The sequence below is a fragment of the Photobacterium lucens genome (assembly GCF_009873615.1).
Lineage (GTDB): Bacteria > Pseudomonadota > Gammaproteobacteria > Enterobacterales > Vibrionaceae > Photobacterium > Photobacterium lucens.
The window spans coordinates 1-12,242 of sequence record NZ_SSMG01000039.1 but is presented as its reverse complement, the minus strand read 5'-3'; the positions used below and the strand labels follow the sequence as shown (position 1 = coordinate 12,242).

9 protein-coding genes are annotated in these 12,242 nt (G+C 41.5%); 1 reads left to right on the top strand and 8 read right to left on the bottom strand.

Going from position 1 to position 12,242, the window contains the following annotated elements:
• The first annotated feature begins 107 nt into the window (after nt 1–107).
• On the top strand, nt 108–1,136 hold the full coding sequence (locus E5A76_RS02815; protein ID WP_053989660.1) for an acyltransferase: 1,029 nt from the start codon (nt 108–110) through the stop codon (nt 1,134–1,136).
• An 84-nt stretch (nt 1,137–1,220) separates the two neighbouring features.
• Here the strand turns inward: E5A76_RS02815 and E5A76_RS02810 are convergent, their stop codons facing one another.
• The 8 genes from E5A76_RS02810 to E5A76_RS02775 form a co-directional block, all read right to left on the bottom strand.
• Nucleotides 1,221–2,762 carry a GTPase family protein gene (locus E5A76_RS02810; RefSeq protein ID WP_161118037.1) on the bottom strand — a complete coding sequence of 514 codons (1,542 nt, stop codon included), beginning with the start codon at nt 2,760–2,762 and terminating at the stop codon, nt 1,221–1,223.
• A gap of 2 nt (nt 2,763–2,764) precedes the next feature.
• The gene (locus E5A76_RS02805; RefSeq protein WP_161118036.1) at nt 2,765–3,943 is read right to left on the bottom strand and encodes a YcjF family protein; all 1,179 of its coding nucleotides are present in this window, start codon (nt 3,941–3,943) and stop codon (nt 2,765–2,767) included.
• A gap of 62 nt (nt 3,944–4,005) precedes the next feature.
• A complete protein-coding gene (locus tag E5A76_RS02800; RefSeq protein ID WP_161118035.1) occupies nt 4,006–4,689 on the bottom strand; it encodes a potassium channel family protein in 684 nt (227 codons plus the stop codon).
• A 40-nt stretch (nt 4,690–4,729) separates the two neighbouring features.
• Complete coding sequence (locus tag E5A76_RS02795; protein WP_053989656.1) at nt 4,730–5,989, bottom strand: hydroxymethylglutaryl-CoA reductase; 1,260 nt, start codon at nt 5,987–5,989, stop codon at nt 4,730–4,732.
• A 215-nt stretch (nt 5,990–6,204) separates the two neighbouring features.
• On the bottom strand, nt 6,205–7,296 hold the full coding sequence (locus tag E5A76_RS02790) for a lipocalin-like domain-containing protein (protein ID WP_161118034.1): 1,092 nt from the start codon (nt 7,294–7,296) through the stop codon (nt 6,205–6,207).
• Nucleotides 7,296–9,755 carry an ABC transporter permease gene (locus E5A76_RS02785; protein WP_161118033.1) on the bottom strand — a complete coding sequence of 820 codons (2,460 nt, stop codon included), beginning with the start codon at nt 9,753–9,755 and terminating at the stop codon, nt 7,296–7,298. The genes E5A76_RS02790 and E5A76_RS02785 overlap by 1 nt, the downstream gene beginning before the upstream one ends.
• Nucleotides 9,736–10,407, bottom strand: a complete 672-nt coding sequence (locus E5A76_RS02780; protein WP_053989653.1) for an ABC transporter ATP-binding protein — start codon at nt 10,405–10,407, stop codon at nt 9,736–9,738. The genes E5A76_RS02785 and E5A76_RS02780 overlap by 20 nt, the downstream gene beginning before the upstream one ends.
• Nucleotides 10,408–10,677: 270 nt before the next feature.
• Nucleotides 10,678–12,045 carry an MATE family efflux transporter gene (locus tag E5A76_RS02775; protein ID WP_161118032.1) on the bottom strand — a complete coding sequence of 456 codons (1,368 nt, stop codon included), beginning with the start codon at nt 12,043–12,045 and terminating at the stop codon, nt 10,678–10,680.
• Nucleotides 12,046–12,242: the final 197 nt, after the last annotated feature.

The window sequence follows — 12,242 nt, the reverse complement described above, 5'->3', positions numbered from 1 at the left end:
GTTATGAAGTTTTTCCTGCGTTAAACGCCTGTTTTGATATTTATATAATTTACAAAATATACTGCAGCGTTTACCTTCTCCGCGTAATGTTTTGATGAGATATTCCCATGTCAAAAAAGCGCATAATTAGCTTTGAATCTGGTCGTTTGATTGCCCTATTTGCAATCATTGCTTTGCATAGCCAAATCTTTATGAAGAGCCCGCTGATCTTCGGTGAGCCATTGATTGGTATGATCCTCAATCAAGCCAGTCGTTTTGCCGTACCTCTTTTCTTTATCATGGCTGGCTACTTTTATTTTCCTAAACTGCTTACTAGCGATTCAAAAGAAGAAGTCTTTTGGCATTACACTAAACCATTATTACAAATGTGGTTTGGTTGGAGCCTGATCTTTCTTGTTGTGCCATTTAACATTACAACACTATTGAATGAAGGCTACTGGGTAGAACGTACGAATTATTGGAATACCTTAATGGTAAATCCAATTAATAGCCTATTTGAAGGTGGCTTCGTTCATCTATGGTATATCCCTGCATTAGTCTGTGCCATTGGTATTATCACACTATTAAACAGCTTCAAATTGGATAATCTGCTATTACCTATTGCATTAGTACTATTTGTTTATGGCTGTGCCGCTGGCAGCTACGTGCCACTGACTGATATGCAAGCACCTATCTTTACTCGTAATGGTCCTTTCTTTAGTACTTTATTGGTTGCGTTAGGCTATGAAATCCATCGTCGTAAACTGTGTTTGGCATCTAAGCAATCATTATTAATTGCGATAACGGGGTTTGTCCTATTCTTGCTAGAAGCAAATTACCTGTACTTCTTCGCCAACGGTGCCTTCTACCATGATTTCTTATTCGGCACGCCGATTTGGGCTATTGGTATCTTCTTATTCTTGCAAGGAAAACCAAATTTTGGTGAAAAGCTTAAAGCCTCAACCATGAGTAATGACATGCTCGGTGTATACCTCTGTCACTTCATTGTTGTTATTTACTTCTTTAACCTTGTTTTCATGCTGGAAATTAGTCCATTAATCTCTAGCGTATTAGCCGTACCCTTTGCTTTTATCATCTCACTATTGATTGTTAAAGCATTACGTAAATTGCCTTTCGGTAAGTTACTTGTACGATAACTAACAAACAAAAAAAGCCCTCTTAGTACGTGTCATTACCACGTTTAAGAGGGCTTTTGATCATGTATAAATTGACTATTCGGTTTAGCTCACAGCAGCATCAAACACTAACTTTCCTAAACGATATAAACGCTTAGCTTGTTCTGTATAATCAATGCTATCGCCTTCAACCCGACGCCGGTTTAGCTGAGTATTAATACCATCTTGATACATTTGTTGGATATTGTCTTGAAGTACATCAAGATTGTAATTTAGCCTATCTTGACTCACTGATAGCGGTATCACACGCTCTGTTTTCATCAATGACTTATTGTATTCAACAGCATCAAAAATTATTTTTGCTTTCTCCGTTTGAATATCAGTTAAATCATACGGCGGTAACCACTCTTCAACCGGTTTTAGTTTATCTACTTGATTAACCAACATGATGATCTTAGGGGCTTTACGATTTTGATTTTTCGCCTGTGCGTAGAAATCATCGACCATTTGCTTAAGGTGAAGATCCGCTTGGCGAGATGACTGATTTGCCTTTAATACCCACAGCACCACATCACTTTGAGTGATCTGTTTTAACAGCATCTTATTAACGCTTTCAGAACCATCAATTCCCGGTAAATCAATTAGATTAATGACATCCGTACCTTCTACTTCGCATTTATACGTTGTGGCTTTATCTGTGGATGGTAATGCGCTGATCTCTGCTGACATTTCCCCTAATAAACCATTAACAACCGAAGATTTACCTGCACTTACCTGACCCACAACTGCAATACGCAATGGCTCAACTGCAATGGCTTCCGATTGCTGATCTTCATCAAACATTTTACTGTGCGGCACTGACGCATCATCCAACTTGAAGTGGCCGCTATATAAATCAATGGCAACCGAAGCCACTTCTTGTAACAACGTGGTTTTTAGCTTTTTTTGCACTTCTAAGCTGACATCATCAAACAATTTGCCAAGCACTAAACCACGGGCTTCAGCCAGCCAACCTGTAGGGGTCGCAATACGAAACAGACGATAAATATCGTAAGCCGATTTTGCGTAACCCACTTTATCTTTGAGCTGATAACCCTGCTTTAAACTCTTTAACGTAATTTTTTCCGCAAATGGCACATGCTCTTGCAAGAAGTGACGATAACGTCGGCTTACCTCTTCGACCATGAGTAAAAACTCAGGAGCAGTAAATGATAAACGCTGGGAGGAACGTCCTTGATTAAAGCGATCTGCCACTTCCGCCACCAGCACATAGGAATGGGCTTGCAAGGCTTCCCACTCAGGCGCATCGGTAAGTTGCTGTTGGATCAAATGGGTCATTTCATCCCATACTTGATTCTCAAACTCTCCCCACTGCGGATTGCCTGTCACATCTAGCGGTGCAAGATCGTCATTTACTGCCTGACTCACTACTTTTTTACGGCGAATGATCCAATAAGGGACAAACACCAATAAACAAGAAATAGCAATTAAGCCAAAGAACAATAACCATTGGCCGTTATTAATTAAGGCAACAATACCAAAACCAGACAACACCAAAACAGGCAATAAAATCGCTACCGCTAATAGCGGCATAAATCCATCAGACAATTGATTGGCTAACTGATAACTTTTACTTACTCGTTTCATGCTTATTCTTTCTTATCCGTTTTGTTCTGACTGACTTGCTGCTCTGCCACTTTCTTCACAGATTTAAAGGCTTGCTGATAAGTTGTTTTCAGTAGATCTTTAGACACGGTTTCACCTTTACTACGATGATACAAATACATTGCCGCAGCCCGACCTATCGCATAAGAAGAAGAAAAGCTCATTGCTGCAGCCGTCGCACTGCCTACGGTTTGCCCATAAGCAGGAATAAACTTCACCAGTTGATTCACACTGAGTTTGGAGATGTATTGGAGTAAGAAGCCAGAGCCCAACATGCTAATAAATTCAGCATAATCTTTCTTATTCCATTCCACACCATATTGATTTGCAAGGCTATGCAGCATCTTGCCTTGAATCGCAGGGACGGTGAATAAGCCAATCGCAGGGATCGCATCACTGGCACCTGCAGCCCCAGCATACCAAAGCACTTCTTTTCGTAGACGCTCAAAGTTTTGCTCTTCACGGTTACTGTGCGCCTGTTTATTGGATAACAAGCTCAACATAGGCAAGGTTTCAGCAAGCACAGTATTTAAATTATCAAGACCAATAAGCTGTTGTTCATCAGGAATAAAATCAACAATGATCGGATGATAAGGGTTCAGACCATCATCCGTTGTTGCCTGTTGCCAAGTCGATTCTTTAACGCCCCAGACTTCCATCACACGTTGATGATTATAAGTGATCGCACGTTGACGCTCTTGCTCATCGCTAATGCTGTTAACCGCAGTATGAACAACTAATAGGTGTTTGATCTTACCTGAACGTTTAATCGCTTTAAGTGCATCTAATACTGATGATTGCTCTGGCTCTTCTGCTTTCATCACCACAATCAGTGCGTGGCTCTTACCTCTACACATTGCAATGTCTTCTGCGGGATCGTAACTCGCTTCCGCTAAACCTCGGGTATCAAGAAAGCTCACCAGCGGATTATCAGTTGGATATTGGTGAAGCGAAGCGGTACGAGTACAAGGCTGAAAACCATTACCAATTTCAACCTGACTACTACCGGTAATGGCTTGGATTACTGTGGATTTTCCCGCCCCTGTTTTACCCAATAACCATAAGGTAGGAATGTGCTTTTGCCACTCATCGAAAGCTGGCGCTAAATCTGGGTTAACCGACGGGTTAATGTATTCATATACTTTTTTGAAAAAACGATTCATTGTTTGTAAATACTCAGAAACCTTCAAAACAATCACTATCGCCTTTCAAAAACGATAGTTATTTACTCATCACGGCCTAAATGCTTACTGCCGCTAGAGCTCACCAAACTCGATACTACGATTGCCATATAAAAAACACCGACAATCGCTTCTAAATAAGCAAAAACTTTTGCCAATGGTGTCACTGGTAAAATATCGCCATAACCCAATGTGGTTAAAGTAACAAAACTAAAATAGGCCGCATCAGAGAAGTTTTCATGCCAAGGCCCAGATTTTAAGCCATGGAAAGAATCAGGAAAAAAACGGATTAACATTAAATAGGCTATTGCCCACATTAAACCTAATAATAAGAACAACGCCATCGAACCAATGATCTTGTTAGTATTGATCGAACCTGTGAACAAGATTTGGCGCATGATGGATTTAAACGTGCCAAAGAAAAAAACCAACATTAACGTTAGCATGATAATTTCAATTTCTTCCATGCCCAGTAAAATCCGAGCCACCATTGCCACCACCCAAATACCACCAAGGCTGGCAAGAAATCGAAACCATGACTTGTCAAATCGCAAGCTTAGTAAACAAACGACAAAGGTGATCACGGTAAAAAGCTCTAACGCATATTGGATCAACCCTGTCGGTAATGCTTTTTCTAACGACGCACTGATCAATAAACTGACGAGTGCAATGGTTAGAAAAAAGAAGTTATTCTGCGCATTAATTTTTTCGATCTTTTTCTGTAACACAGTGTTCTCTACTCCATGCAATGAACAAACAGCCCAAACTTTATCGTGCTAAACGGTGATGAGCTTTAGCAAAATGCCCTGAGCAGAAAGCACCAATAATGGACAACTCTCCAGCTAGACATAACGCCGCACATACTTCCGCTAACGCTTGCGACTGACCACTTCCATATAAACCTAATAGTTCTAAACAGGCTTTTTGTGTTGGAAGATGCGTTCCACCACCTACTGTTCCTACCATCAAATTCGGTAATGTTACTGATACACAGAGTCCATCTTGTTGATTTAGTTCCATTCTTGTAATACCAACAGAGGATTCTGCTACACATGCTGCATCTTGCCCGCAAGCAATATAAAACGCGGCTAATGCATTTGCATAGTGTGCATTTACCCCAATCGTACCACTTAGGGCGCCCCCCACTGTGGTCATTTTACCGAAATCGACCATTTTTTCTGGCGTCGTGTGTAGATATTTCTTTACAAGATCACGACTTAAATGCACTTCAGCGGTTACTTTCTTACCACGTACTGAACGTAAGGTTTGTGCCGTCGCTTTTTTATCTCCGGATAAATTACAGTCTAAGAAAGCATCAACCGGTTTGATTGGAGTATTGGCAAGAATGTATTCAAAAACCGCATTGGTCGAAATGGTCACCATGTTTTGACCTGATGCATCGCCCGTTAAGTACTCAAACACCAAATACACATGATTGCCTTCCATGCTTAAATTAATGTCAGATAACTTGCCATAACGGGTCGTCGATTCAGCGATTGTCTTGAATGTATCGTATTGGGTGGTGACCCAAGTAATAAACTGACTCGCTTGCACTAAAGATTCAAATGCAAATCCCGGTGCACGTGTAACCCCTTCATTAAGCAAAATCGCACTCGCACCACCTGCTGCACTGATCAGTAATGAACCTCGGTGATAAGAGGCCACTAATGCTGCTTCCGTTGTCGCCAAAGGAACAAGGTATTCACCACTGGCAAATAAGCCATTCACTTTTAAAGGACCAGCAATGCCTACAGGCAACTTTACGGTTCCTATGAAATTTTCAATATTTTTCTCATAGCACTGCTGCTGTTGCTGGGTTTCAGGATCATAAATAACGGTTTGAGCATTTAGGTTATTTAAAGCTTTCCAACGTTGCTCAATAACTCTGTCACTGATATAGGGGTTACGTGGTAACTTATTCTGTAAAGGCTCATCATTAGGATCAAGACGTTGATGAAGTTCTGAAGGCGAAAGCTGACCTAACATAGAGGTCACATAATCTTGACGATGTAAATTAAGTTTAGGCATGAATACAATACGTTAGCAAATGAGCCTACATTATATAGGTAAATCAATTATTCACTGCTCATGCCAGATAAGTTAAAAGTTAATGACCCGTCAGATGCTTAAAGCACCGTAACGTGATCCCAAACAACAAACCTACCTTCTTATATTTCAATTAACTCACATATTTGAGGCACAAAAAAAGCCGAACAATTCATATTGTCGGCTTTTTTGCTTTATTACTCGTATCCGGTGAGCTCCATGAAACCTTTCCCAGTATGGCTTCCTTTTACTCTTATCGGCCCTTCCCAATAAGGAAATATGAATGGCAACCATTGATCACGGCGAACAACCTGTGTTTCCAGTTTAATGGATTGCGATGGAATATCGATTTCCCACACTAACGGGAATCGTTTCCCTTGCACACCATAATATTTAATCGGCTTCATTCTAATTTGGTTATTATCTAACTTCACCACTTTACCGTCCGGCCAAGATCGTGAGCCAAAGAAATACGGTGCATTATCTTTTTCACGCAGCTGAGAAACCATCAGAGCGCTACCATCATCCAGATGAATCGAGAACCAATCCCAGCCCTGTTGCTGTTTACTCAACATGCTGCTGCTCCATTCACGATCAAACCAACCTTCGCCTTTCACATGGTAAGTTTTACCATCCAGCTCAATCATGCCTTTGACATTTAAAAACGGTGCACTGTAGTAATAGGATGCAATGTCGAGTAATGGGTGCTTTTTACTGTACCCTTCGTCCCCTTGTAGCACGATAGAACCCGCCTGTGACACATCAAGAATCGCTTCCATGTCATCGTCAGCAAATTCTAATCGGCCGGGAAAAGGTGAAGTCCCTTTTGCACGCCACGCCCAGTTATCTAACCAAGCTCGAAATGGATTTAAAATCACACCAGCTTGACCTATTCCACCACGAGCAAAACGTTCTGCTCGCCAGATCTTATTTTTAGTAGTGATCACCGCATGTGCCATGTACATCTGCGGTGTTTTCCAACCTTTGTTATCTTCATCGCCTGTCGCCATGCGAAATAGCGTCCACTGTAACGCCATTTGTGTGCTATCATCAGCTTCAAGGTTAGTTGTGAAATACCACCACTCCGCACGGTAATCAGGGTGGGCACCAAAATCTTGTGGAAAAATGAGCTTCTCACCTTTTACAACAGGCTCAAAAACATAATCCGTTGATTGGGTTAACGATTCGACTGATTTACTTTTTGGCTTTGGTTGTTCACAGCCACTTAGCACTACTACCACAGCTAAAAACGTTACGACTCGTGTTAACCATGTATGTTTTCTTGTCATTAGAATGACTCCCTTAAAGACAAGATTGCAGAGCGACGCACTAAACGCCATACAGGCCATGCACCCGCCACTAATAAGGCTAACAGCGCAGTACCCAGTGTAGTAAAGTAATCTACTGGAAAATATTGCACTGGCATTGTCCAACCAAATGAATACTTCAAAACAACATCAATCAATAACTGCGCAAGGAACAAGCCAAGAGGCAATGCAATAAGCGCCGTCATAATACCAATCAGTAATAACTGACCACCGCCTAATAATGCTAATTCTCGTCCTGACATTCCCATACAGCGCAGTACAGAGAACTGACGTTGACGAGAGATCTCACCAGCTACCGTGGCAAAGAACAAACCACATACCGCAATAAACAGTGTTAAATGTCCTAAGGTTGAAGTAACCACGAAGGTACGATCAAAAACACCCATCGCTTCTTTCATTAAGGCAGCATTATTACGAATACGCTCAGGTTGCAGACGGAAACGTGCACCTAAATCGGCTAACAATTTATCAGGATTAGCATTCTTATTTAGATGGATAGCTAAACCCACTTGCCCTGAATGCGGCCAGAAACGTTGCCACTTAGATTGTGAGATCAACACCTGACCATAAGGATTACCGTAGTCATAATAGATCCCAACGATTTTCCACTTCTTATTCATTGGGGCAGGTAAATCGATCACATCCCCTACACTCCAATGGTTTTTAAGTGCCAGAGATTCACTAACCATTACCGAACGGCTGGAATGTAAAGTACGCCAATATTCATAAGCGGTTTCTTTCACCGATAGTGCACGTTTCTCACCGGCTGTTTCACCGATACTCATGACCTGAATCGTTCCCGTATCAGACGGCGTTTCTTTCTGCCAACTCCACCATACTTGTTCTACTTCAGGCTGATCTTGAAGCCATTTTGAAATACGTGGTGCCATGTTCATTGATGGACGAATATAAATATCTGCCGCTAATCGTTGTTCTAGCCAACTTTCAGTAGTATTTCTAAAACTACCAACCATGGTTTCCATACCGATGTTGGATGCCAATGCCAGCATAAATGCCATTGCTGCGACACCTCGGTAACTTAAACTAGCGGCTGCATCATTAAAGAACCAACGCAGTTGTGCAGAACGACAGACCTTGCCAAGCCCAAGAAATAGCTTCCACAGTAAGAACGGCATAAATAAGCCACATGCAATCAGAATAAATGCAATTAATGCAAACCCTGCTAATTGACCATGTGGTAATTGATATATACCAAAAGCGATTAAGATAAAGACGCCAGAAAACAACGCCTGCCATGCAAACTCACGACCACTAAAGCGGATCAATGATAAATGTGCTGATAAACGCGCAGGTTGGGTTTTCACTAAGCGGATCATTGGCCATGTACAAGCAAACATACAACCGAATACAGCTATTGCTAGACTTGCTAGTCCCCAAGACCAATGCCATTGAATATGTAGACTGACGTTAGCGCTATATAAATCATTCAATGATGCAGCAACACTTGGTAACAGTTGCTGAGCTAATAATAAGCCCAGCAAGTTACCACCAATTAAGCCCAACACAATCCACGAAGACAATTCAAATACTAAAGCTTTAGCAATTTGCCCACTGTTAACACCTAACTGACGCAATATCCCAACTAATGGCTGACGTTGAGCAAATGACAGCGACATGGCTTGATAGAAAATAAATAGACCTACCACAAACGACAACATACCCATGGCAAACAAGTTCAAATGGAATGCATTCGTTAGTGGTTCTAATTTCGCACTTTGCTTACGCTCTAACGTTAAGCCCGGTGGTAGGATGTGGATCAATTTACTTAGCTGGTCACGGCTCATTTCGCCACAAACAACCGCAGTAAAACCAGAGCTTGGATTCAATTCACGCAGCAAAGCAATATCGGCAATCATTCTCGGCTCGTTCATACGATCATCTTGAATGATTTCAATCGGCCCGATCTTTTTACCTGAATCTAAAGTGATCATACTGCCATCACTCAAACCAATATAATTAGCCAGTTGCTGACCAATCATGATTGGGTATGGTGGGCGCATTAATTCCAGTAACTTTACCTTACCATCATCAAGACGGTGTGAATCACTGATCCCCATCAACGCTACAGGATCGATACCTAATAACTGGAAATCACGTTGTTGATCAGTAACGATGCGGTATTCTTCCAATGGTGAACACGCTTTTAAACCAGCGCGACGCATTTGAATATAGAAGCCCTGTGGGACTTTCATCCCAACTTGTGCATGACGGATCCGATAAGGAAATGGATTAGAAAAGAGTTGTTCACCTTCACGGTAGCTTTCTTTCGCTTGTTGGTTAACAGCCATCACCCCAACCAACAAAGCAATGCCAAGTGTTAAACCTAGCCAGACGAGAATAATTTGAAACGGGTGACGTCGATAATGCCCCCACAGCGCATTAACTACGGGGCGTAACATGTAACTGTCCCCCTTGCAGACGCACCTGCCCCTGCATATGTGAAGCCACTTTATTACTGTGCGTCACCACTAATAATGTACAGTGTAATTTTTTCGTCAGTGAAATAAGTAAACGGATCACCGCTTCAGCGTTACGTTCATCAAGGCTACCGGTTGGCTCATCGGCTAACAGAATTTTAGGTTCCATATAAATAGCGCGAGCAATCGCAGCACGTTGTTGCTGTCCACCGGAGATTTCTTCAGGATAACGATCAAGTAGAGACATTAAATTCAGCGCCGAGATCAACTGACGCCACAATTTATCATCCGCAGGGAGCCCCTTTAATTGACGACAGAAACGAATATTATCAGCCACTGTCAAGGTTGGTAGTAAATTGTATTGTTGGAAGACTAAACCAATATTATCACGGCGAAACGCAGTACGTTCACGCTCAGAAATCGAATGGATAGGTGTATTTCCTAGCCAAATCTCTCCCTCTTCTGGAATATCTAATCCCGCAATCAGGTTTAAAAGTGTACTTTTTCCAGAGCCACTTTCTCCCATTAACGCAATTTGATCCCCAGGTTCGAGCTCTAAATTCGTCCCTTGCAGCACGGAATGAAACTCGGCACCATCACGGTATCCTTTACAGAGTTCCGCCAGTCGTAACATCTATATCACCAACACTTGAGTTTCTATTAATTACTCAAAAAAAGCAGTAATTAATCAAAATAACTTTAATAAATACTTCATGTATTTACCGAGGCAAAATTTACCTTAAATAGCCCTGTCAATAAAGCAATTTAGGTTTTGAGAACGACTATTTATAAATTTTTGTCTACTCATATCGAATTAACATCAATACCGTATTTGCCTTCATATTAGAGCGTAGAGTAATACGCTGATAAATAATATCTATGATGACCATCAATTCTACTTATCTTAAGCCACTAAATTATTAATCCATCGACGTGAATAAACCCGACAAGATGAAGCAAACCACTTCACAAGTTCTTCTAAGCCAAGTAATGCATATACCCACTCAATCGGCCAATGGAGTACCAGTGCACAGAAAGCGGTTACCGGAATACCTATCACCCACTGAGCAATAATATCTTGGTAAAAACAGAATTTAATATCGCCACCAGCCCGTAATACCCCAACTATCATCACCATAGGAATACTTTTCAATACCAGCACAATGGCGAAAATATCAAAGAAATGATCGGTTAAATGACGTACATCGGGTGTTAATCCTGAAAATAAGGTTAATAGCGGCTGCTTTATGCCAAACATCAAAAGCACGGTTGCTAATGCACACACCAAATTGACTAATGAAAAAGCCCACGCTTTTAAATAAGCTTCTTCATTTTTATTAGCACCGAGTAAATTTCCAATAAACACCGCTGATGCATTAGAAATACCGATCAACATCGCCAACGATAATGATTCAATTGGGGTGATCACCGACATTGCCGCCAGACCATCAACGCCTAATTGACCAATAATCGCGTGATAAACAAAAATACCACCAGCCCAGGCTAAATGATTAAATGTAATAGGCAGCGATAATTTCAGAAAACGAGAAATATCTTTTTTATTGCAAACAGTCTTAATTGTCGAAAAGTCGAAGGCTAATAAATGGTTACGACCGTATAAATAAGCAGCCAGCAACACAAGTTCGATTGCCCCACTTAATAACGTTGCCCATGCCGCCCCTTTGATCCCCATAGCCGGTAATCCAAACTGACCAAAGATCAAAACCCAATTAAGGAACATATTGGCTGCGATACCAATCGCACTGAATAACGTGCTGATACCCGGTTGATGCATTGAACGCAAACCAACCGCCATACTTATACCAAATGCAGCCCCTAATAGGTTAAATGCAGTAATACGTAAATAATCAGAGCCAAGCGCAATAACCTCTGGTGATTGAGTGGCAAGCCCCATAATGCTTTCAGGTATAAATAAGAACAAAGCCGCAGCCACAGAAGCAAAGCCACCACTGATCATTACCGTTAATGCTGTTGCTTCACGCACCCCTTGCTTGTTATTTGCTCCCCAATACTGAGCCGTTAGCATCGCACCGCCCGTCGAAACTCCAAACAACATAATAATGGCGACAAAAAACGCTTTACCGGCAATGCCTGCAGCAGCCACTTCAACATTACCCAGCTGCCCTAACATCAAGATATCAACAAGGCTTCGGCTCGAAAACAGCATTGACTGCAATGCAATAGGCAGTGCTATCCAAAAGAGCGAGCGAAAAAAACCACGATTAAATTGTTGTAGTACAAGAGTCGGCATTATCATTATCCCTAATGAAGACAAGCGAAAGGCTAAAGGCTTTTCTATTAAATTTACAAATACATAACCTTCACAATGATGCATTGTGAGTAAGAACAACTAGAATGGACACGCAGGTGGCGCGTAAAGCAAGCGAACAATCTCAGGCGTGAACGGCTATGCTAATCTTATAAATTTTTCGATGCCATTCATATTTT